Consider the following 24,082-nt stretch of genomic DNA (forward strand, 5'->3'; position numbering starts at 1 on the left):
TCGTTCAAACCAATCCGATTATTGTGCCCCCAAGAATTAATTCTGTACATTACCGTTAATATATATCTTGCCAGCTACACCCGCCCCTCCCGATTTTCCATCAATACCATCCCGACCAAATACTCCTGGTTGACTACTGTTACCAACTCCACCAACTCCACCTTTTCCGCCTTTCCCACCACTACCGCCATTACCTCCATATGACTGAGCATTCATTACTGGCTGACCGCCCAGGAAATTAATATATACGTTGCCACTGTCTCCCCCTTTCCCACCTTTTCCCCCATGCCCCGCGTCTCCTCCATCTCCTCCATTTCCTGCACTCCCTCTCCCCGTACTGGATTTGCCTGTCTTATTACCTCCATTCCCTCCTATTCCCCCATTCCCTCCATTTCCACCATTGCCCCCGTTTCCACCATGGCCGCCTATTGATTTCACATTGACTGACCCAGTAACAAATTGAACATTAATAACTATGTCATTTGCATTTCCACCATCTCCGCCTCCTACCCCCAATCCTCCAGAAGAGCCATCAGTTGCATCCGAACCTGCTGCAGGCTCCACAGAACAGCCATATTTATTCTCTATACCAGCAGCACCATCTCTGCCATTACACCCATCATATCCTGCCGCACCATCAACACCATCACCTCCATCATCGCCTTTACTGATAATGTCCGGTCTCTGATCACTTCCATTACCTACAAGCGTGTTAGCTTCGATCCGACCATGAGTGCGGTAAATAATTTGACCTCCTGGTTCAATGATTATCTGGTCATACACCAAAACAACTGGTTCACCATAGTCATCTTTATCCTCAATAATCAACGGATTATCGGCAGCAATAGTGATTGTTTCCCCACGGTATAATGCAACTTTCATCGGGAAACGCTTTGTATTAAGAATTTCTTCATAATCTTTGACCAAATTAGAGTCACTATAGATATAGGCCCTGAAAGCTTTGCACAGATCAATATGATTACCCGAGACATTTGCCAATCGTTCAGCAGAAAACGGCTCAGGTAATGGATGATGAGGTTCCATCCTGCCAGGGCCATACTCACTGTCAGGCACACCACCGAGTTCCTTCATCTCTTGTATTGTCTGTATCGTGACAAATGCAGGCGGCACAGTAGCTGTTTTTGGATCGTTAGAGAATATTACTTTGCCGTCAAAATCCAAAGTATTAAGTTGCTTTGGCTGCCGTTCTATACCAACCAGATGATGATACTGATATAATATTGCCAAAGTTTCAGAGACAGTTCTTATTTTATCCATAGATATTCTCCAGAATTTAAGTTTATATGTTTATACCCGTCATCTTTTAAGTTGCCTCTTTGTTGGCTGCACTCACCCCGGTCACAGAGTTATCTATGTTCCCGGGGATTCGCTCCCTTGCCGTCGCGATGCACCCTGAAATCCATAGGGTATATTACTAATAGCCCAAATATTGCCCCTGGTTAATCGCCAAATTAACAATAGCGAAAACATCAATTTTTTCTGGCAAAGGATATAAGCATCTCAACAGCGAATATGCCTGCAAAATAATTCCCATGAAAATTAATTAGGTAAGTACTTATTCGCTTTATAAAAAGCAATTGGATGCCACATTTAAATCACACAATTTAAAATATTAGTGTAATTTTACACTTTTTTCATTAATCTAAGTGAATATTTCCGTGATACACCACGATATTTTAATGAATACCAATTAAAACTTTTAATTTTATATTTTTCCCATCAGGTACTATTATAAAATACAAATAATAAGTATATCGTTCAGAAATAACGACAAGATAGAAAACTATAGACATTATTTGATGATGAAATTATGCATATAATTTAAGTGAAATATATAAATAATTAAAAATGAGATATTTTACGAATTACCTTAAATTTTTAAAAAATTAATTCTATAAAAAAATTCTTAAATTAGCGACAAGAAAGGTAAATAAAATAGCCTTAATTGAAGTCACGCAGTAAATCAAAATAACTGAATCAGGGCAGACTAATAATCAGCATAACACGGTGCAGCCGTTATCAACGGCTGCACTATTAAAGACTATCAATATTCAAGCACCTGGGCTTTCTGCGGAGCTTTCAACAAACGCCAGGCGAGCAATACCACGCCTGCGGTCAATACCGTCGTCATCCAACTCATCATATGAATAGCGCTGGTGAATGATTCTGAGGCTGCCGCTATCAATTGCTGCCCTTCCACCTCAGCCAATGAACTCGCTACAACGTAAGCACTAGCCAGAGTTTCTAACGCTAACCCACTCTGTTCCTGAGAGATCCCATCTGGCAATTGCAGAGTGACACGATAGAAGGCGGTTACCAATCCACCTATGATTGTCGTACCAAGTACAACCCCCACTTCATAAGCGGTTTCACTGATAGCCGATGCCGCCCCTGCTTTAGACGATGGCACTGCCGAAAGCACTAGATCGTTGGACACCGAAGCGATTGCGCCCACACCAACATTTAATAATGCGAAAGCAATAATCAGAGTGGTCAAATCGCTACCGATACTGGCGACCAGCAGAAACGCAGCACCAGCAAAACTCAGCAACAGCGGCACCAGATAGTAAGCCGGCATCCGCTGAGCAACCGGCACTATTGCCATACCAATAACAATCGCCATGATTTGTCCTGGAACCAGTGCCAGACTAGCCGAAATCGGTTTCATTCCCAGCACGATTTGTAAAACCTGAGTGGCAAAAAAGACAAAACCAACCAGCAAGGCCAGACTCAATAAGTTGACCATAATCGAACCGGTAAACACACCATTACGGAACAGAGACAGATCCATCAGCGGGACAGACAAACTCCGCTGCCGGCGAACAAACAACACGCCAGCCACGAGACCAACCGACAGCTCTAGTATTACACTTGTTTCAAACCCGTCACTGGCAAGATGTTTAATCGCGTAAACAATACCAACCATCGCAATGATCGATAACAGAACGCTATACACATCGATAATGCCTGTCTGCTTTTTATCGGACTCTGGCAACAACATAGGCCCAAAAATCAACAATGGCACTAATACTGGTACTGCTAATAGAAAAATTGAGTTCCAATCAAAGAATTGTAATAAAACACCCCCAATGACAGGACCTAATGCTGAACCAACAGTTAATGTTGTCGCCCAAATAGCCACAGCTAATCGACGCTGTTCACGATCCTCAAAAAGAGTGCTGATTAAAGCTAAGGTTGAAGGCATCAGCATCGCACCAAAAAATCCCAGTACGGCTCGTCCTCCAATCAACTGCACGGGTGAAGTTGACAGCGCTGTTAACACGGAAATAACAGTAAATCCCAAAGATCCAAATAACAGTAATGAACGATGACCAACACGATCACCAATACTCCCCATTGATACCAGCAAACCCGCCAATACCAATGAATAAGCATCAATTATCCATAATTGCTGACTTGCACTGGGTCCCAGAGCTTCAGCAATTTTTGGCAAAGCAAAGCTTAAGATCGTATTGTCCACAGTCACCAACAATACGGGTAACATCAATATCAGTAATCCCAGCCAATTTCTGAGTCCTGCCCGCCCGTTAGCCTCAGCAACTCTATTTAACGACATCCCCTCAACTCCTTTCCTAATATCATTCAAGCGTTGAAAAAATATGCTGGCAATCAGCAGCACTGATATCGAGCTGTTCCCCCAGTTGTTGAGCAATATCTCCGAGGTTATTGCCAAATTCAGTTTGATCACCAGCCTGTACTATCGAATTTAACTGTTGTATGGCATGCAGTAACTCTTGACGTGGTTCAGCAGCCATCGAATTTTCATATTGAACGTCCCAGTACACTTCTATTGGATTACGTAAGATCCTTGCTAATAATGCCAGCATTGTACGCATCGGTGGCGGCGCAACCGTCGCCAGAGTACAAATATCCAACGGACTTTTCGCCAACACCAGACCAAAAATCAGTATCGCAGCATGGGGTAAAGCCTGACAAAGCGCCATAACCCGATCATGCTCCTCCGGCATCATTCTGCTAATGCGCATGTCGGCCTGCTTCAATACCTGCTCAATCCAATGCTCACTAACATGACAGTTATCGAGAACGACTGCAACTGGCCTTTTTTGCTCCGGCAAAGATGGTGAGAACATCGGGTTAACCCCAATGAAAGGCTGCCCAGGGGCGGCAGCTTTCAATGCAGAATAGAACGGGGCTTGAACTGAACAGGTTGATACGATCTGTACATCATCACCCACCGCCGACAATACCCAAGGCAAAGCCTGTACTGCAACGGCTTCCGGTAAGGCAAAGACGACTGCCTTTGCCTCATTAAAAATCACTCCAGAATCCGCAGTCGGATTTAAAATATCAACCTGATAGCAATCAGAACGCACTCCCTGCGTTCGTTTGTCTACACTGTGTACCACACAACCAAAGTGAGTAAAAAGACGCCCTAATAAAGAACCTATAGCCCCCTGCCCACCAAGAATGACGACTTTGTGGTTACTCACACGCTTCCTCCGCCGTATGACTAAAACTGAAATAGGGCACGCTAGCCTTAACCAATGTTTCTTCAAATTCGCCATAAGGATCGGAGTGAGCCACAATTGCTCCTCCTACACCAAATTCAGCACATCCTTGATGTAACACAGCGGTACGTATCACAATGCTCAATTCCACTTCACCACTGAAGGATAACCAGCCAAGCGCACCGGAATAGATACCGCGTGCCGATGATTCTAAAGTGTCAATAATTTCCATCGTGCGCTTCTTCGGCGCGCCAGTCATTGATCCGCCCGGGAAACATGCCCGGATAGCTTCCATTGATGAAGTTTCATCACATAATTCACCACGTATTGTCGAAACCAATTGATGTACAGAAGAGAAACTCTCAACTTTAAACAATTCAGGTACATGCACACTACCGGGGCGACACACCTGATTAAGATCATGGCGTACTAAATCAACAATCATCAGATTTTCAGCTCTATCCTTAGCTGATTGACTCAATTCCAGCTGAAGACGCTGATCATCTGCCTCTGTTTTTCCTCGTGGCCGAGTACCCTTAATCGGCCTGGATTCAACACCTCGGGTTTCATCAATGCGTAAGAACGTTTCCGGCGATGCACTGAGCACAGAAAATTCTCCACATGCCAAATATGCACCATAAGGAACGGGGCTGGCATGACGCATCCGCCGATAAGCGTCCAATGGCTGCCCGGAATAAGCCATCTTTGCCCTATTGGTCAGACAAATTTCATAAGATTCGCCATCTCTGATGTATTGAAGTGATTTATAAATTCCATCTATATACTTCTGAGCATCATATTCCAGACAAATCTTATTCTGATCGACAGCACCTGGAATAAAGTTGGGTATCACTTCACCGGTATTTTTTGCAATTGCCACTAAAGGCTCCGATGGCCAATTTTGTGGTTGTCCTATCGGTGTAATCAGGCATTCATAAAGCTTATTCTGCTGGTGATCAAATACAAAAAAATGCGGCGTAAATATTAAGCTGGCATCAGGCTGTGCTGAATGATATTTACTGCTACCAATTGTTAGCGCCTTTAATTCATATCCCAAATAACCGACAAAGCCACCCTTGAATACAAATGGCATCGTTTTTGGTGTTGAAATCTCCACAAAACTCAGTAGGTCAGACATCAACGAGAAAAAATCACCATGGACAATCTTTTCTCCCTCAGCACCAACCAGACGCAAATTCTCAGTTTGTACACTGTATTCAAGCCTGATAGTGCCCCGTTCATTACCGCTTCCCATAATTGAAAAACGAGCATTGGGTCTGTCAGAGTTTTCGCTGTCAAGCCAGAAAGAATGGGTATCATTGCTGTAACGATGAATGAACAGAGCTTCAGGATCAACGATGCCCTCACATTCACGATAATTCAGGTTAAGATGCTCACTTCCGCCTATTGCAAGATAAGCATCATTGACAGAGAGGCGCTTATCCTGAACTATAATTTCCGGCTCATTATTTTCTTTATATGCCTTCGCTATGTGAACAAAATTACCCAACAGCTCACGCCCATACTCAGAGTCAATCGATTCAGGATGAAATTGAACCCCCCAGATCGGCCGTTGAGTGTGTTCAATTGCCATAATTAAACCATCATCAGTCCAGGCAGTGCATTTTAGATTATCAGGAAGTCGGGTACATACCAACGAATGATATCTGACCACTTCAAACTGTTCAGGTAAACCGCGGAATAATCCTTCCCCGGTATTCCTGATACGACTGCGATAACCATGTACCGGATTGGGGGCATGTTCTACAGAACCACCAAATGCCAGGTTAATTCCCTGATGACCGAGACAAATACCCAATAATGGCACTTTGGCACGTGCAATGACTTCTGCACAGACGCCAAAATCACGACTTTCAGCCGGATGCCCCGGTCCTGGCGAAAGGACTACCGCATCATAATCGTCTATCGCCAACTCCTCATAAGCCACGGAATTGGTAACGACAACCGGTACATTGCCGGTAACTTCATACAGATATTGAGCAATGTTTTGCGTAAAGGAGTCATAATTATCAATGAGCAATATTTTCATTATTATTTTTTTTCTCACGTAATAACTTATCAATCAGTTTTTCTTCTTGATGGCAGGTTTCTTCAATAACCAATTGAAATATTAATTCAGTATATTCAGGCCGTAGCCCAAAATCCGTTGACTTATCCTTCAACATAGCCAATAACGCGGTAATACGTTGCGGCTGCATCATCGGAATATCCTGCTCCGCCTTTATTTCAGCGATTTTCATACAGATCTTCATCCGTTCAGAAAGTAGCGACAAAATCTGTATATTAATAATATCCAGAGATTCCCTGTGAGGTTGCAATATGTCCTGCTTACTTATTATTGATTGAGTCATATCTTTGCTCTTTATCACGCGTTCATTGTGATCATCTTTTTTATTGATAAATTTATGTGTCACTTAGACCTGTGGAACGACGGCCTGTGGCTCAACCCAATTTAACCCTTTCTCCCGTATTTCGAGCAAAGTATTTGCCAAGTGCCTAATCTCACCAACTCTATGTTCACTAGAGAAAGCAAAACGCAACATCGCATTACCATCCGGGACAAGTGGATAAAATACCGGGAACAATAGAATACCGCTGTCACGTAGCAAACGAGCTGCTTCAAGCCCTTCTGCTTCGTTTTCAAATAAAGCCCCACGAACAGGCGATTGCACACCAGCATTCATCAGGCTGTTATTCATCAAAGAATCAAACAGATTGATGTTTTTCCATAGTTGTTCCTGCCGTATTTCTATTTCCAGACTAAGATGAAGTTTTGCTGAGGCAACATTAGCTGCCAGCATCGGCACCATAATCGAATGACCAAAAACCAAAGGATTTGCCAAAGTGCTAATCACTTCAACATCATCGGCACCTGCAACAACCACAAAACCACCCGCACCACCAAATGCTTTGGATAACGAACCAGCAAGTATGAGGTTAGACGGCAAAATATGGTCAAGTGCTGCAAAGGCGTAACCTGCACCATGACGCCCCATAATAGAAATACCATGGGCATCGTCTACATAGACATAGCCTCCAGCAGCGGCCAATTTCCGGGTTAATTCTGCAACGGGGATCAAACCATTCATTGAACCAATGCCATCAATCAACAGGATAGGAGTACGCTGATTCTCCTCACAGTTCTGCAAAGCTTGCTGTATCGATTGCTCATCGGCACTGTCAACCCGCGATACCGGTCCAAATTGTTCGAGAATACCGCGTAATATCTGCATAGATGCATGAGCAGTTTTATCCATTAACCAATGTGCTGACCGGGCAAGAGGATAATTAGGTAAAGAACCACTACCCAATAACGGTAATACCCCAAGATGCACATTACTGGTGGACGTAAACACAGCAACGGAGCCACCCTGATAGATTTCTTCCAGCAATTTCTCCAATTGCCCTAAATATGGCGGGCGCATAGCACCACGGGATGATGACAAATGTATCCCGGTCTTAGCCATTGCCTGATTTGCTGCTTCGATTAACGCAGGATGATGTTCCAATCCTAAATAAGAACAGGAGACAAATTCAGTAAAAACCTTTCTTTCTTCTGTAGTAACTTGTTTACCTTGACGCTCTACTACAGTGAAGCTGGTCAAACCTTCGTCGATAGCTTGTGCTAAAGCTCTGGTAGTCCGCGATCTGCGAATTGTCATCCAATCCTGTTTGTGTTTTACATCCATTATCTAGACTCCAACTGTCTAAGTTCAAATGAGCTTACAACCTACAGTGATTACCGAACTGCCTGTTTTGTCAGAAATATCTTCATCGATAATTGTTCGAATCAGAGAAAAACCTGCGTCTGAAAATAATGTTCTGACTCTCTCCCCCTGGCTTTCACCATGTTCAATGACCAACCAACCATTTAATTGCAGTAGCTGGCAGGCTTGTTTAATAATCAATCGTGTTAAATCAAGTCCATCATTGCCTGAATACACCGAAGTATAAGGATGATGTTCCTCCCACTCCGGTAATATTGTCTGTTGCTCTGGAACATAAGGCGGATTGGCAACAATTAACCCTACCGATTGGTTAAATTGAGAAAATGCCTGCCAATCCCGTAAGTCTGCTTTTAATGCTTCGGCTCTAATCGCCCAGTTAGTCAATCGATTGATATTGCGCGTCAGGTATTGAAAAGCGACATCGTCATATTCAACACAAATGATCTTTAAATCCGGGCGACGTTTAGCAATAGCTAAACCGATAGCACCACTGCCGGAACATAAATCCAAAACAGTTGCCCCTTGAGGCACTTTATACTCATTCTCCAGCCATTTATGAATAATCTGGCTATGAGGACGCGGAATAAATACCCCCGAACCAACCACCAGAGGCAACCCATCGAAATCCACAGCACCAACAATATGCCCAAGCGGAATACGGTTACAACGCTCATGGACCGCGAGCATGAATTCATCACGGGCACGATCCTGACAGCGCCGTTCCAGATAGCGATCAACCAGACAATCAAGATCGGTTTCTACATCCCAAACACCCGCTTCTGACAGTAATTCCCTGGCCTTATCAATGGCTTCCTGATCTTTCAACGAAAAACTCATGACCATGCCTCATAATAACTACGTAACCGTTTACGCATAGATTCATAAATATAAGAGAAAGCAACCAGTTCTGGTGGTGGTGTGAACTGAGGATGAAGAGATTCAATCAAATCCTGGTAATTCCGCGTCATACCTTCATTCAGCAGTGGTAACCAATAAGGTTTGATATCCCAGCGATATTCGTAACCTGTAGCAAGCATTTGCTGGACAGTCTCTTTAGCCATTACTTCACGGGAGAAACCCACGAGTGGGGGGCGAACAGGATTGAAGGAATCAAGGTTAATCTGCGTATTTTCAATGCCAGTCAAAGCATTGGCGATATAATCTGCCAATAATGGTGACTGATGTAAGCCATCACGGTAAGTACCGGTAGCCAGCCAAAGACCATTCACGCCACATTCACCAATCAACGGGAATCCATCAGCAGGAATTGGCCGGTTACCAACCTGAATTGAAAGGATTTCAGCATCATGTAAGTTAATATCCAACTGCTCTAACGCACACCCCAGCAAGAACTGCACATCAGAAATCAGTGCCTGACTACGTGGTTTTTCGGCCAAAATATTGGTCGCCCCAAGATACAGAACACCATCACCACGAGGTACACAGTGCAACCCACAGGCAAATGCCCGGTTAGGAGTACGAATGACTGACGTCGGTAACTCTCTACCTTTTGGCATCTTGACCAAAATTGACACCCCATAACCGGCAAAAATTGGCGGAATTTGGCGAACAACAGAAGGTACATTTGATAACAGATCCAACGAATGCGCCCCGGCAGCAACAACAACTTTATCTGCCATTAAATGCTCACCACTGAGCAATTCGACGCCAGTAGCTACACCCTCTTCAATCAGTACACACTTAATATTTTCGTCTTTCAGGATACCCCCTTCAGCAATCAATGCGGCATCCAGTTTTTCCAGTAATAAATGCGAGTCCAACGCATGTTCATCAGGGATATACAAAGCACGCAACGGACGCACTAAATCGTTGGGTTTTAACCACTGAATTTCACGCGGATCAACGGGTTCATAAGGGGCGGCATAATCGATCAGGGTTTGCTCGATAGCTTCATAATTGATAGTGTCAACCTCTTCCATCCCGGCAGTGTTGAGTATCACATGAGTCCCTTTAGCGGTGAACAGCGACCTTGTATCACCGGAAGAGTCCGCTAACCGTTGCGCCCAGGCCGGCCAAAGCTCCTTAGCGATACAATCCATATTCAACTTTAACTTACCGTGTTCACTCGCTAATAAACCGCTGGTAATTTCGCCAAAACAACCATTCATTGCACCAGCAGCTTTAGAGGCAGCGTTGGTTCTATCCGTTTCGCCAACTCTACAAACGGAAAAATTTCTGCTTGCCAGCTCATAAGCGATTGAACCTGCAATTGCCCCTGAACCCACAACAATAAAGTCATACTTCACTTATTTACTCCTGTATGGCCTGTAGCCAGTTTATTTAAAATATTTTGTCAACAACAACAGAAAAACAATTATTACCTTTTTACAGCAAAGATATTTTTACCGAATTACATCAATGGTAGAAAAGAATTAACAGCACGTCAGTCATAAATTAAAATCACGAACCACACCAATACTTGTGAAATTAAAAAACAAATATGCAACAACAATAAATAATCACATTCAGAAACAGTTTCCGTCTATTATCAAGCAAATACAATCACCTATGAAAACTAATTAAATAAAACTTACAACATAAAAAACAAGAAAAAAAAGGAAAAACATTGCGTTAAACAAAAATTACAAAAATATAATTATATTTAAAACAAATAATAACAAGTGATATTATTAAATTGTAAATAACACTTACAAATCAGGAAAGAACAATAGTCATCAAATACAAAACTGTCAAATAAATTTATCCTCATATTATAAATAAAAAAATCATATAAATGTTTTCAATACAAAATAAAAATAATTTTTATTTTAATTGTTACGGGGAACATTATTTTAAATTTTTTTCATTCTTCAATATAAAAACAAAAATCCTCAAAACAAGTGATTTTTTAAATTTATATTTTCTATCAATTCCCCGTAATATATGAAAAAATAGCAACATCAGTAATTATACTGACATTGACTATTATATTGGTGATTATTGATATTACTAAATTAGCGAAGTTAAGGAAAATAAACCGTCCCTCTTGCTCAGAACGAAATTATTTCTGCCGGATTAAACATGCTTATCATTCCCAGAGCACCCTTAACCAATGGAATGACGACCGGAGAAAGATAGGAACCCAGCGGGATACTCACGTGGTCAATGCAGGTAAGCATGGTAAAGTCGTCATTGCGTCTGGTAAGCTCGTCGCTGATAGCTTTGCCAATACGCACCGTCTGCGCCAGTCCATGACCGTTCCAGCCATGTACCATATACACGGGTACACTGTCGCCGCTCTTACGGGCATCGGTTGCACCGTTCAGGGTCAGATCGCTGATCCCACCCCAGGAATATTCTAGTTCGATTTTTTCCAGCTGCGGGAACACGGTTCTGATACGCTCAAGCAGATAGTTGTTTACATCACGCGGTGACCAAGAGTTGCCAGTACCCTGTCCACCGAACAGCAGGCGGTTGTTACGCACTGCACGATAGTAGTCAACCTGTAACTGTGTATCGTAGACCGGCATATCTGACGGGATCAGCTCCTTGACATCCACTGGCAACGGCGGCGTTACCGACACATAGGTGAAAAAAGGCACCGTGGTGGAAGGGCCGGAGATAAACTCACCCGTGGAGCTATGCACACCCAGCACCACGGCTTTACTCGCCCTGATAATTCCCCACTCAGTTTCTACCACTGTGCTACCAGCTTCCTGCCTGATGCCCTTCACTTTCGTGCTGTCATAGATTCGCCCACCCAGTCTGGCGAAACCGTAAACCAAGCCACGCAACAGTGCCAGAGACTGGACCTGCCCGCTGATACTGTCGATATTTGCTCCATGGTAGATACTCGACCGCACATACTCTTCCTGTAGTTGGTGCGATCCAATAACCTTCACCGCCGTATCGCCCAGCTGGCGCCGGGCATCGGCATTAGCCACCAGTGTCCCCATGTGGCCTGCGTGCACCGCAACAGTGATATGACCATATTTGCGGTCACATTCGAAATTGTAACGCTCACGGAGTTCATCCACCAGATTCATCGCTTCAACAGACGCAAAACGCCATAAGCGTTTAGCCTCATCGGATGAAAGTTTTTCCAGCATGGTTTCAGCTTCCCAGCGAGCGAGCCCGGGAGTCATCTGTCCTCCGTTGCGGCCAGAAGCGCCTGAACCAATGTTATCCTTTTCAACCAAAATCACATCCACGCCCGCTTCTGCAAGATGCAATGCAGTGGAAGCCCCCAGCAATCCACCGCCGATGACCACAACCTCGCAGTTCTGGTCTCCGGGCAGACGTCCAAAAGCGGGCCAGTCAGCCAGAGAAGCTTCATAGTAGTTGGCTGGCATGACGTCAGCAGCAGCGTCTTTATGCCAGTTCCAGATACGCGGGTCCAACCTCAACCGGCTGGCTCTGTGCTGCGCATCCTCCAACAATATTGGCCGGAGCTTATCAACATTGACGGCAGAAACATCAGCCTCAGTTAAAGTCCGGGCGAATAGGGAGAAGGAAGGAAGTACGGATGAAAGCACTCCTGCCCCCGCGAGTGTCACGGCGGTAGAGATAAAGTCTCTCCTGTTCATTGTCATTTCAGCACTCCTGTCGTGATCTTGAAATCACCCGCAGGTCTAGTCCGGGGCGTTTCCCTGTAAGTGAATCCGGCTCTCTGAGCTGTATTTATTGCTGCCAGAGCTCCCTTTCAGACCGGCGAGGATCAGCAGGATAACGGTGCCGATAAACGGAATGAGATGCAGCAGTAACCACCAAGCGCTACAGTTGATGTCATGCAGGCGGCGGGCATTCACTGCTAGCGCGGGCAAAAATGTGAGCAGCAGATAGACAGCGCTGAACCAGCCCATATAAATTTCAGGATTGGCAACAGCAAAGTAGTTTTCAAGGAAAGAGATAATAAATACAGCCAGAATCTGGAACAGAACGAAATACCAGAACTCTTTACGCCTGGCTCGCCCCCTGAAACATGCATAGTTCTTTAATACATTTAAATACCAGTGCATTGTTGTTCTCTCTTGTGAAGCAGCAGGCTCTAACCAACCCGTAAAATCTGCACCCGTTCAGTCAACACTCGCGCAAGCTCCCAGTCATTACGCCCCCCTGACTTTTTACGGACGGATCAGTCAGATCGAACAGCACAGATTCCAGAATGTTAAGTGCTTCGTCAAAAACATTATTTTGTATGGTCAGCGGCGGAAGGAAACGTATCACATTGCCGTGTATACCACACATCAGCAGGATCAGACCACACTCCAACAGGCAGACTCCCGATGTAATGATGGTAGGATCACCAAACGCAGTGAAGGTACTTCACCATCGACTGACTGATTAACGTCCTGACACTTCCATAGTGAACCGGAACGCACTCCCGGCACTGTCGAGGTCACAACCCGCGCATCGCCATTAATAACCAATACTGGCTTACCAATGGCTCCCAGAGCGGGCAGAAGTAACCGATCCAGCGTTGAAACCAGCATATCCGCCGCCGCAACGCCGACAAAATCCTCACCGATGAGTACCGGGTGAGCTATTGTAATCGTGTAGGCTCCGTTGCAGACATAATCCACATAGGGACCATCGATAAAGGGCAGATGGCAACTTGCCGGCTGCCGGAACCAGTCAAACAATCGGAAGTCCAGACGTCTGCACTGCTCCTGATTGTGTTCCAGTTGTGCCTGTTGAATGGTGCCCCCTTCCTGACGCCACCACTCCAACGTCCAGTAGCCTCCCTCCTCCCCCGCCATCTTCGTTGACACATAACTGGCGAACCCCGCCCCATTACACCAGGCGTTGTCATGCAGTACATCGTGGATATGTTTTTGCAATGCAGTACGCTGCTCCCGCGTTAAGCGGGCACCTTCCGTATAATGTACAGGCATCTCCGATAAAATACGCGCCGTCGCATCTGCCAGGGCTGCGGTAGCCCTCTGTGCCGAGGTCAGGATATCGTCCAGGATGTTCCTGACCCATTCTGCATGTATGTTGTTGTACATATGCCACTTCCTTTCCTGGGATGAATGCAGCCGCGTTACTCGCGGGCGGGTTTCTGCAAGAACGACGCATTGATATCCATGCGCAATTTGCATTCAAGCAGGTGGTCAGTAATGCGGGAAATCATTCTCTGCGCCAGCTGATAACAGGCGAAATCGTCAGCCTTATGTAGAACATCCAAAAGTGAACGCCAGGCGGTAACAACTTCGCTGTGTACAGCAGCCTCCCGGTACAGAAGCACCACCAAAGGCGTCCATTCGGACTGAATCTCCAGCTCCTGGTTAGCAAGCCTCGCCGATTGCGCCTGGGATGCCAGGGTTAACAGGCAGCGCATATCTGCCTGTATACGAGCATCTGGTTGCGTCGCAGCTGCAAAACTGTCGATCAACTGCCCAAGCATCTCCAGTTCACCCGGCGTTGAACGTTGCGCCGCAAGCCTCGCGCTGTGGCCAATCACTGCACAATGAAATTCGCTGAAATCCGCCAGCTCGCCTGAAGCCATCAACCGCAACGGATGATATTTCCGCATTATCTCAACGGGAACCTGACATACGAAACTACCGCCATGACGTCCTCGCCGGGTATCGATCAACTGCCTGGTGCGCAGCGTATTCAGAGCATCACGTACCGTTACTGGCGACACCCCCAACAAACGCGACAGCTCGTTTTCATTAGGCAACTGCTCATCGGTCTGTAATACCCCAGAGATGATCGCGTTACTTAAACGTTCCACAACCTGTTCGGTCCGGGTGGCCTGATCGAGCTGTGCGTAGACGATGGAATATGCCATCATTCTTTAATTCCTGATTGAAAAAACATGGATTCCGACATGTCTGCAAACGACATTAAAAAATACCGTGGCGATGCAGCGCTTTCGCATCCTCCGGGACCGGGGTGATAGCATCCCAAAGCTCAGCCACTTTACCGTTCTCAATGCGCCATAGCTCGAAATAGCTGTGACGCGCTCCGGCAATACTCCCCTCCGAATGGGTCAGAACAAATTGCCCATCGGCTACCGTACGGTGAATTTTAGTGTAATGCAGGCCCCGCCCTTCATCCCTGAGTTGCTTAAGAAACGAGATGACTGCCGCCGTACCATCGGGAATATCGGGGCTGTGCTGGCGAAACAGTTCACCATTGGTATAGTTCCCAAACTCTTCGTAGTAACCCTCGATCAGGGTACGTGTAAAAAAGTTGACCACCAGTTCGCGATTCTTCTCCGGGTTATGGCTATGACCTGTTTCAGTCGGGCCGTCTAACTGAGTCCGACCACTGGCGTTGGGTGCAGCCTGTGGTACCAGACCATCCCAATGCTCCACGATTAAGCCGTCGACAACCCGGTACAGATCAAAACCGACCAACGGCCTGTCGTCTAACCCCAGAAAACGACCGTGGATAGCAACCAAATCACCATCCTGCAATACACGATACGTTTCGTGGTGCAGCTCAGGATGTGTGCAGATCAGCTCACGTAATCCGGCAAGCCCCTCTTTGACCAATGGAGAATGTTCGATAAAATGCGGCGAGAAACAACGCTCAAGCGCCCCTACATCACGGTCAGTAAATAGCTCGTGGTGTGCGCGCGACACCCAATCGCGTAGAGATCTATTCTGAGTCATTACAGATGTCCTGTGTCAGTCGTTGGAACTCATCACGTGTTTGATACGCGTATATTCATCGAAGCCATAAACCGACAGATCTTTACCATATCCAGAGCTCTTGAAACCACCGTGCGGCGCCTCTGCCGTAAGAGGAATATGGGTGTTAATCCAAACGGTACCGAAATCGAGTTCACGTGACAGGCGCAACGCGCGGCCATGGTCGCGGGTCCAGACACTAGAGGCCAGTCCGTATTTCACATCGTTAGCTTTCTCTATGGCATCCTGTTCATCGAAGAACTTCTGCACCGTGATAACCGGGCCGAAAATCTCGGTCTGGATTGCTTCATCGTGCTGTTCCAGGCCGGTAATTACCGTAGGCTCAAAGTAATAACCCAAACGTTCGGCTTGACGGCCTCCTGTTTCGATACGGGCATAAGCGGGCAGACGTGCAATGAACCCTTTGACTTGCTCCAGCTGACGAACATTATTGAGTGGTCCATACAGCGCCTCTTCATCTTCCGGATCACCAAAGCGGGTGACTTTAGCTGCCGCCACCAGTTTGGCGACGAAGGTATCGTAAACAGATTCATGCACCAGCACACGCGAGGCTGCTGTACAATCCTGACCAGCATTAAAGTACCCCGCAGTAACAATGGTCTCCACTGCTTTATCCATATCTGCATCAGCGAAAACAACCACTGGCGCTTTGCCCCCTAGCTCCAAATGTGTTCTGGTGAGATTAGTCGCCGCCGAAGAGGCAACCTGCAAGCCTGCACGCACAGAACCTGTAATAGAAACCATAGCTGGCGTTTTGTGTGAAACAACCAAAGCACCCGCATTAGCATTACCCAACACCACGTTGAATGCACCGGCAGGGAAGAACGGATTGGCCAATTCAGCCAGCAACAGAGTACTTTCCGGCGTGGTATCGCTCGGTTTGAGTACCACAGTATTGCCCGCAGCCAGCGCAGGCGCTATCTTCCATACGGCCATCATCAGCGGGTAATTCCACGGTGTAACTTGACCCACCACGCCTAATGGTTCGCGCCGGATGCTGGTCGTCATATCAGGAAGATATTCAGCAGTAGCTTTACCTTCCAGAAAACGAGCGGCACCAGCGAAGAAACGAATATGATCCACTGACGTCGCAACTTCCTCAGAGGCAATCATATGCTTGAGCTGCCCCGTATTGCGGCTTTGCACTTCGATCAAACGTTCAGCGTTTTTTTCCACTGCATCGGCTAATGCCAGCAATGCCTGCTGACGGGCTGACGGGGTGCTACGCCCCCAGATCTTGAACGCCTCTTTAGCTGATACATACGCTTCATCAACATCAGCCACAGTCGCGTTAGGAGAACGCGCATAAGTTTCACCAGTGACCGGGCTTACCAGATCAAAATATTCGGAACTTTTAGATTCAACATACTGACCATTAATGAAATGCCTGAGCATTGGCACCGCCATGGTTACCTCCTGATGAATTGGATAACATAAAATATAACCTATAATTTAATATATTAAACGGTTACACCACTGTCAAATTTGTAACAAAAAAGTAAAAAACAAAAGATTAATCAGATACATAAATGTAACTTTCGGCACTCCTGCTTAGGAAAATATGCCGATCTATGAACAGGATCGAGGATTTCAGATTTTACGGACTAGGCAATATGGACAAACCAACGGGTTCAGTCTCTATTACAAAAAACGGCAAATAAAATATACCCAATGAATTTCAGGATGCATCGCGACGACAAGGGAACGAATCCCCGGGAGCATAGATAACTCTGTGACCGGGGTGAGTGAGTGCAGCCAACAAAGAGGCTACCTGGAAGATAACGGGTATATATTTAACATATGTTAGTTGAGGTTAATATATAAGAAAGAAGGACAGGAAGTCAGAAGAAAACTTAAAAAATATTAGCTTATGCTCAAGGGGACAATAATGTCAGTAAGACTTACCGTTATTGGGAAATTTCTCAAATACTTTTTACCGCTGGAAAAGAGGTTAGTTGGCGCGCTGATCTTTGCCGTTTCCCAGCTGTTGTTCTGGATTAACGATACCGCCAGTGCATTCTGGTGGGGCTTGGTTGCAGTGGTGTTCAGCATTGCAGAAGCCATCTTGTTACCTAATCTGAGCATCTTGCTCGACCGTCTGGCACCGGAACGCTATCGTGGAGCCTATTTAGGTGCATCAACACTTGTGATTCTGGGGTTATCCTTGGGGCCTTTTATCGGTGGCGCGTTGCTAGAATGGTGGGGTAAAGGGGTATTTACCGTAATGGCGTTGTTTTGCCTCAGTATTGCTATTTTGATGTTGATAAATAAATCAAAAATAAATTTGCGACTGGATAAATAAAACATGAAAAATAAAATCACCCTGATCACCGGTGGGGATCGCGGCATTGGTCGGGCTACCGCGTTATGTCTGGCGAGCAAAGGACATAAGGTTTGCATTGGCTATCATACGCGTAAAGCCCGTGCGCAAGAGGTTGTCGATATGATTCTTCATGCTGGTGGGAAAGCCATTGCCGTACAGGCCGATATTGCCCAAGAAGGACAGATCGTGGAAATGTTTCAGCAAATAGATAAAGAGCTCGGTCCAATTTCTGGATTAGTGAACAACGCAGGAATACTTATGCCCCAAGCATCCATCGAACAGTTGGATGCACAGCGACTAGCCACTATATTTGCCACTAATGTCAGCGGCAGTTTTATCTGCGCACGTGAAGCAGTTAAACGTATGGCGCTTCGCCATGGAGGTCAGGGAGGAGCCATTGTTAACGTATCCTCAGCAGCATCTCGACTAGGCTCTCCACATGAATATGTGGATTATGCAGCCTCAAAAGGTGCTATTGACACCTTAACCATTGGTCTATCTCTAGAGGTGGCCGCCCAAGGAATTCGCGTTAACGCTGTTCGTCCTGGATTCATTTATACCGAGATGCATGCTTATGGTGGTGAGGCAACGCGGGTTGATCGAATAAAAGATAATTTGCCGATGAAACGTGGCGGTCAACCTGAGGAGGTAGCCCAAGCAATAGTATGGTTATTGTCTGATGAGGCTTCATATGTCACGGGTAGTTTCATCGATCTGGCGGGAGGAAAATAGACACATATTGAAAAGTGTAGTGGTCACTTTAAATAGCCAATATGAACTAAATTAATTGTGACTTTTCAGACCGTGACTGACAATTTTATGTATATTTAACATGTGTTAGTTGACCACTATAAATCCCCAGGAGCATAGCAAACATATGACCGGGGTGAACGAGTGTTTAAGAATGAGTGAACATTAGGAAAATTGCACCAATGTCAATAGAGATAAATAACAACACCAGCAATCATACTGGTGTTGATTATTATATTAGTGGTTATTGATAATCGCTGACAGGTGCACAGGAGCAGTGCAGATTACGATCACCGTAAACATCATCCAGACGTTTAACGGCAGGCCAATATTTATTGGCTTTGGTTTCTGCGGTTGGGAATACTGCAATTTCACGGCTGTAACTATGGCTCCAGTCAGAAACCAGCTCAGTTTGTACGTGAGGCGCATTGACCAATGGATTATCTTCCAATGACCATTCACCTTTCGCTACTTTGCTAATTTCAGCACGAATTGCCAGCATCGCATCCACAAAGCGATCAATTTCTACTTTGCTTTCTGATTCCGTGGGTTCCACCATCAGCGTGCCAGCAACTGGGAATGACATCGTTGGTGCATGGAAACCATAATCAATCAAACGCTTGGCAATATCCATTTCGCTGATACCAAACTTTTCTTTCAGTGGCCGAATGTCCAGAATACATTCATGCGCCACATAACCGTTATGGCCCGTATACAGCACGTCATAATCATTCTTCAGGCGGGCAGCAATATAGTTAGCATTCAAAATCGCTGTCTGGCTTGCCTGTTTTAGCCCTTGTGAACCCATCATACGAATATACATCCAGCTAATAGGCAGAATGGAAGCACTACCAAATGGCGCCGCCGAGACAGCGCCCTGTTCAGTAATTCCATCCATTTGAACCACCGAGTGCCCCGGTAAGAACGGCGCCAAATGGGCTTTTACACCAATCGGCCCCATGCCCGGACCACCACCGCCATGTGGAATACAAAATGTTTTATGAAGGTTAAGATGCGAAACATCAGCGCCAATAAAGCCTGGAGAGGTGATACCAACCTGTGCGTTCATATTCGCACCATCAAGGTAAACCTGACCACCATACTGATGGATAATTTCACACACCTGACGGATAGTTTCTTCATAGACGCCATGGGTTGATGGATAAGTCACCATGATACAAGAAAGTTCATCACCTGATTTTTCCGCTTTTTCACGCAGGTCGGACAGATCAATGTTACCTTCTTTATCACAACCAACCACAATAACTGTCATTCCTGCCATATGAGCAGAAGCCGGGTTGGTACCATGAGCAGAACTTGGAATTAAACAGATATGACGATGCCCTTCTCCACGGCTTTCGTGATAATGGCGAATGGCCAGCAAACCGGCATATTCCCCCTGTGCACCAGAGTTTGGTTGCATACAAACCGCATCATAACCTGTCAGTTGCACCAACCAATGAGATAACTGGCTAATCATCTGTTGATAACCCTGCGCCTGTTCTGGCGGGCAGAATGGATGCAGTGCATTAAACTCAGGCCAAGAGATAGGTAACATTTCTGCCGCAGCATTGAGCTTCATGGTACAAGAACCCAGTGGGATCATTGCCTGATTCAGCGCCAAATCTTTACGCTCAAGACGATGCATATAACGCATCATATCCGTTTCGCTGTGATAACGGTTGAAATTCGGATGCTGGAGAATTTCATCGTTGCGCAGCATAGATGCAGGGATAGAGTGGCTTTCCGCTATTACATTCTCATCCAATGCCTCAACATCCAGCCGTTCCTCTGTACCCGTCAGCACAGAGAATAATTTGACCAAATCATCACGGGTGGTAGTTTCATTCAATGTAACACCCACGGCACCGTGAATATCGGTACGCAAGTTAATTTCTGCCTTATCTGCTCGTGCCAATACTGTGGCTTTATCAGCCACTTCAACGGTCAGCGTATCAAACCAAGTTTTGTAGCGCAGAGTTAATCCCGCTTTCTGTAGCCCAGCGGCGAGAATGTCAGTCAGACGATGAATGCGGCCTGCAATACGTTTTAGTCCTTTTGCACCGTGATATACCGCATACATCCCTGCAATATTTGCCAGCAGAACTTGAGAAGTACAGATATTAGAATTCGCTTTCTCACGACGAATATGCTGCTCACGGGTCTGCATTGCCATGCGCAGAGCGGTATTACCAGCCGCATCACGGGAAACGCCGATAATACGTCCCGGCATAGAACGTTTGAATTCATCACGGCAGGCAAAAAATGCTGCATGGGGACCGCCATAACCCATCGGCACCCCAAAACGCTGAGCAGAACCAAACACCACATCTGCCCCTTGCTTGCCCGGAGCAGTCAGAAGTACCAGAGCCATCAAATCAGCAGCAACGCTGATAATGATTTTACGCTGTTTCAGTTGTGCGATCAGGTCAGTGTAATCATGAATTTCACCTTTCGTACCAACCTGTTGCAGCAACACACCAAATACACCGTCCAGCTCCAGAACTTTTTCTGCTTTATCTACAACCACATCAAAACCAAAAGTTTTGGCGCGGGTACGGACAACATCCAGCGTTTGAGGATGTACATCATCAGCAACAAAGAAACGGTCTGCATTTTTCAGTTTGCTGGCACGTTTTGCCATTGCCATTGCTTCAGCCGCAGCAGTTGCTTCATCCAACAGAGAGGCAGAAGCAAGATCTAACCCCGTCAAGTCGATAGTCACTTGTTGGAAGTTTAGTAATGATTCAAGGCGTCCTTGAGAAACTTCCGGTTGATAAGGTGTATAAGCTGTATACCAGCCAGGATTTTCTAATAAATTGCGTAAAATAACCGGAGGGAGCACAGAAGGCACATATCCCATACCAATATAGGATTGGTAACGCTTATTTTGGCTGGCAATGGCTTTCAGTTCAGCCAATGCTTGTTGTTCAGTTGCACCACCGCCTACATCGGGTGGCTCTGGTAACGCAATATCACAGGGAACAATTTTCTGGGTTAACTCACTGAGAGAACCTGCCCCTACTATCGCCAGCATCTCTTTTTGCTGTTCGGCGGAAGAGCCAATATGACGGCGGATAAACTCGCCCCGGTTTTCAAGTTGACTTAATGTCTGAGTCATTTGGTACTAATTCCTGAAACTGGCCAGAAATGGCATACAAATAAAAACGCCCCGATCACGATGTGAAACGGGGCGACAGTGGGCACTTTATTCTTCTTCGTCCAGAAGTGCCTGATATCCATCGGCATCTAGCAAATTCGAGAGTTCACTCTCATCAGCAGCTTTAATACGGAACAACCAGCCTTCATCATAAGGCTCGCTGTTAACTAATTCAGGGGCATCGCTCAGTGTTTCATTAACGGCAATAATTTCACCACTCAGCGGTGCGTAAATATCAGAGGCGGCTTTTACTGATTCCACAACAGCGCACTCATCACCAAAATTGATTGCAGCACCAACTTCTGGTAAATCAACAAAAACCATGTCGCCTAACAGCTCTTGCGCATGCTCGGTAATACCTACAGTGTATTCACCATTACCTTCTGCGCGAACCCACTCATGCGATCTAGCATATTTTAACTCTGCGGGTACATTACTCATTACCATCGTCTCCTTCAATCTTAGAACCAATCTCATTCAAGCCATTGTGCTTTCTTGCACCAATCATGCTTACTGAGATAAGTTGCTATTTACTCATCATGTTATTAGATAAAAATGACTATACCTATTATCTTTCAAGCTGCTGCTTTGTTGGTTGCGTTCACTTACCGCCGCACTGCAACTTGAAATCTATTGGGTATATACGAGAGGTTTACCCGCCCGCACAAAGCCAGGTTTGACTACCTGAACCGGCATTTCACGATTACGTATTTGTACAATTGCCTGTTCACCAATCCCTTGCGGTACACGGGCAAGGGCAATACTGAATCCTAATGTTGGGGAGAACGTACCGCTGGTAATAACGCCAGAGTGTAAGGCGCCCATCTCATCAATGAAACTAACCATTAAACCACTGCGTAATACACCTTTCTCTCTCATCACCAAGCCAACCAATTGATCTGTGCCCCCTTTACGCTGTCTTTCCAGCGCTTCACGGCCTATAAACTGACGATCTTCTGGTTTCCAGGCGATTGTCCAACCCATATTGGCTGCTAATGGAGAAATAGTTTCATCCATATCCTGTCCATAGAGGTTCATACCTGCTTCAAGCCGCAAAGTATCACGCGCCCCTAACCCTGCGGGCTTAATGCCAGCATTAAGTAATTTTTGCCAGAAATCTGCGGCCTGCTCTTTTGGCATCGCTATTTCATAACCCGCTTCTCCGGTATAGCCCGTCGTTGCGATAAATAGATCATCAACCTGAATACCAAAGAATGGTTTCATACTGGCAATAGCCTGTTTTTGTTCATCATTCAACAGAGATTGTACTTTTGCCTGAGCTTCAGGACCTTGGATAGCGATCAACGCCAGATCATCGCGAACTTGAATATCGACTGAGTAATGAGTTGCATGTTCATTAATCCAGGCCAGATCTTTCTCACGGGTCCCGGAATTGACCACCATCCGATAAAAATCATGGCTAAAATAATAAACAATCAGGTCATCAATGACACCACCGGAAGCGTTAAGCATCCCGGTATATAAGGCTTTACCTTTCTCTGTGAGTTTAGCAATGTCATTTGCCAGTAAATAACGCAGGAAATCACGACAGCCAGTACCATGCAAATCCACAATCGTCATATGGGAGACATCAAACATACCCGCATCAGTGCGGACGGTGTGATGTTCATCCATTTGTGAACCGTAATGCAAAGGCATCATCCAGCCATGAAAATCTACCATGCGCGCCCCGCAAGCCAGATGCTGGTCATACAATGGAGTTTGTTTTGCCATTATTTCCCTCTTTTCATTTCCTACATGAAAACATGCCGCGTATTAACCGACAGATACTGTGAATCATGAATAAAAAGCGGCTAAAAAACACGACGCAAACGATATCTTAGAATGAAAGTTATCATTGAAAATCAAAATGAACCATAAGTAAAAATAGGGTCCAATTCAGAGACAACCAGAAAACACGCTATGAGTATGCAGAATTTTCAACTATTAAAATGAGCTATAAT

19 protein-coding genes and 1 pseudogene are annotated in these 24,082 nt (G+C 45.6%); 2 read left to right on the top strand and 18 right to left on the bottom strand.

Translation table 11 applies throughout. The features are described 5' to 3' along the window. Positions 1-36: 36 nt before the first annotated feature. From BO26_RS09500 to BO26_RS09565, 15 genes and pseudogenes are all read right to left on the bottom strand, one after another. On the bottom strand, positions 37-1,278 hold the full coding sequence (locus BO26_RS09500) for a hypothetical protein (RefSeq protein ID WP_036771036.1): 1,242 nt from the start codon (positions 1,276-1,278) through the stop codon (positions 37-39). A 787-nt stretch (positions 1,279-2,065) separates the two neighbouring features. Continuing rightward, positions 2,066-3,598, bottom strand: a complete 1,533-nt coding sequence (locus BO26_RS09505) for an MFS transporter (RefSeq protein ID WP_036771037.1) — start codon at positions 3,596-3,598, stop codon at positions 2,066-2,068. A 22-nt stretch (positions 3,599-3,620) separates the two neighbouring features. Further along, entirely contained in the window at positions 3,621-4,493 is an 873-nt protein-coding gene (locus BO26_RS09510; RefSeq protein ID WP_036771038.1) for a prephenate dehydrogenase dimerization domain-containing protein, read from the bottom strand. Beyond that, entirely contained in the window at positions 4,486-6,561 is a 2,076-nt protein-coding gene (gene pabB, locus BO26_RS09515; protein ID WP_036771039.1) for an aminodeoxychorismate synthase component I, read from the bottom strand. Before pabB ends, BO26_RS09510 begins: the two co-directional genes overlap by 8 nt. Continuing rightward, positions 6,542-6,883 carry a chorismate mutase gene (locus BO26_RS09520; RefSeq protein ID WP_236637416.1) on the bottom strand — a complete coding sequence of 114 codons (342 nt, stop codon included), beginning with the start codon at positions 6,881-6,883 and terminating at the stop codon, positions 6,542-6,544. Before BO26_RS09520 ends, pabB begins: the two co-directional genes overlap by 20 nt. A gap of 63 nt (positions 6,884-6,946) precedes the next feature. Continuing rightward, positions 6,947-8,221: an aminotransferase class I/II-fold pyridoxal phosphate-dependent enzyme gene (locus BO26_RS09525; RefSeq protein WP_036771040.1), complete on the bottom strand. Its 1,275-nt coding sequence runs from the start codon at positions 8,219-8,221 to the stop codon at positions 6,947-6,949. A gap of 24 nt (positions 8,222-8,245) precedes the next feature. Further along, positions 8,246-9,097, bottom strand: a complete 852-nt coding sequence (locus tag BO26_RS09530) for a HemK/PrmC family methyltransferase (RefSeq protein ID WP_036771041.1) — start codon at positions 9,095-9,097, stop codon at positions 8,246-8,248. Continuing rightward, entirely contained in the window at positions 9,094-10,527 is a 1,434-nt protein-coding gene (locus BO26_RS09535; RefSeq protein WP_036771042.1) for an NAD(P)/FAD-dependent oxidoreductase, read from the bottom strand. The genes BO26_RS09530 and BO26_RS09535 overlap by 4 nt, the downstream gene beginning before the upstream one ends. A 744-nt stretch (positions 10,528-11,271) precedes the next feature. After that, a complete protein-coding gene (locus tag BO26_RS09540; protein WP_036771043.1) occupies positions 11,272-12,813 on the bottom strand; it encodes an NAD(P)/FAD-dependent oxidoreductase in 1,542 nt (513 codons plus the stop codon). Positions 12,814-12,852: 39 nt separating this feature from the next. After that, positions 12,853-13,239 carry a DUF805 domain-containing protein gene (locus tag BO26_RS09545; protein WP_036771044.1) on the bottom strand — a complete coding sequence of 129 codons (387 nt, stop codon included), beginning with the start codon at positions 13,237-13,239 and terminating at the stop codon, positions 12,853-12,855. Between the two features lie 61 nt (positions 13,240-13,300). Beyond that, positions 13,301-13,492, bottom strand: a pseudogene (locus tag BO26_RS22050) (hypothetical protein); the annotation flags it as partial. Then, the gene (locus BO26_RS09550) at positions 13,477-14,229 is read right to left on the bottom strand and encodes a cache domain-containing protein (protein WP_036771045.1); all 753 of its coding nucleotides are present in this window, start codon (positions 14,227-14,229) and stop codon (positions 13,477-13,479) included. The pseudogene BO26_RS22050 and the gene BO26_RS09550, both read right to left, overlap by 16 nt. A gap of 35 nt (positions 14,230-14,264) precedes the next feature. Next, positions 14,265-15,020, bottom strand: coding sequence for a FadR/GntR family transcriptional regulator (locus BO26_RS09555; RefSeq protein ID WP_036771046.1), 756 nt, complete (start codon positions 15,018-15,020; stop codon positions 14,265-14,267). Between the two features lie 52 nt (positions 15,021-15,072). Then, on the bottom strand, positions 15,073-15,846 hold the full coding sequence (locus tag BO26_RS09560; protein ID WP_036771047.1) for a nuclear transport factor 2 family protein: 774 nt from the start codon (positions 15,844-15,846) through the stop codon (positions 15,073-15,075). Between the two features lie 15 nt (positions 15,847-15,861). Next, the gene (locus BO26_RS09565; protein ID WP_236637417.1) at positions 15,862-17,286 is read right to left on the bottom strand and encodes a gamma-aminobutyraldehyde dehydrogenase; all 1,425 of its coding nucleotides are present in this window, start codon (positions 17,284-17,286) and stop codon (positions 15,862-15,864) included. Positions 17,287-17,773: 487 nt separating this feature from the next. On the opposite strand from BO26_RS09565, the gene BO26_RS09570 reads away from it, so the two are divergent. Both BO26_RS09570 and BO26_RS09575 read left to right on the top strand, forming a co-directional pair. Then, entirely contained in the window at positions 17,774-18,187 is a 414-nt protein-coding gene (locus BO26_RS09570) for an MFS transporter (protein ID WP_081861884.1), read from the top strand. 3 nt (positions 18,188-18,190) lie between these two features. Further along, entirely contained in the window at positions 18,191-18,940 is a 750-nt protein-coding gene (locus BO26_RS09575; protein ID WP_036771049.1) for an SDR family oxidoreductase, read from the top strand. A 262-nt stretch (positions 18,941-19,202) separates the two neighbouring features. On the opposite strand, the gene gcvP is transcribed toward BO26_RS09575, so the two are convergent. The 3 genes from gcvP to gcvT form a co-directional block, all read right to left on the bottom strand. Then, complete coding sequence (gcvP, locus tag BO26_RS09580) at positions 19,203-22,079, bottom strand: aminomethyl-transferring glycine dehydrogenase (protein ID WP_036771050.1); 2,877 nt, start codon at positions 22,077-22,079, stop codon at positions 19,203-19,205. Positions 22,080-22,166: 87 nt separating this feature from the next. Continuing rightward, positions 22,167-22,559 carry a glycine cleavage system protein GcvH gene (gene gcvH, locus BO26_RS09585; protein WP_036771051.1) on the bottom strand — a complete coding sequence of 131 codons (393 nt, stop codon included), beginning with the start codon at positions 22,557-22,559 and terminating at the stop codon, positions 22,167-22,169. A gap of 189 nt (positions 22,560-22,748) precedes the next feature. Next, positions 22,749-23,852, bottom strand: a complete 1,104-nt coding sequence (gene gcvT / locus BO26_RS09590) for a glycine cleavage system aminomethyltransferase GcvT (RefSeq protein WP_036771052.1) — start codon at positions 23,850-23,852, stop codon at positions 22,749-22,751. Positions 23,853-24,082: the final 230 nt, after the last annotated feature.

Source organism: Photorhabdus australis DSM 17609 (genome assembly GCF_000711895.1).
In the GTDB taxonomy this organism is placed as follows: Bacteria; Pseudomonadota; Gammaproteobacteria; order Enterobacterales; family Enterobacteriaceae; genus Photorhabdus; species Photorhabdus australis.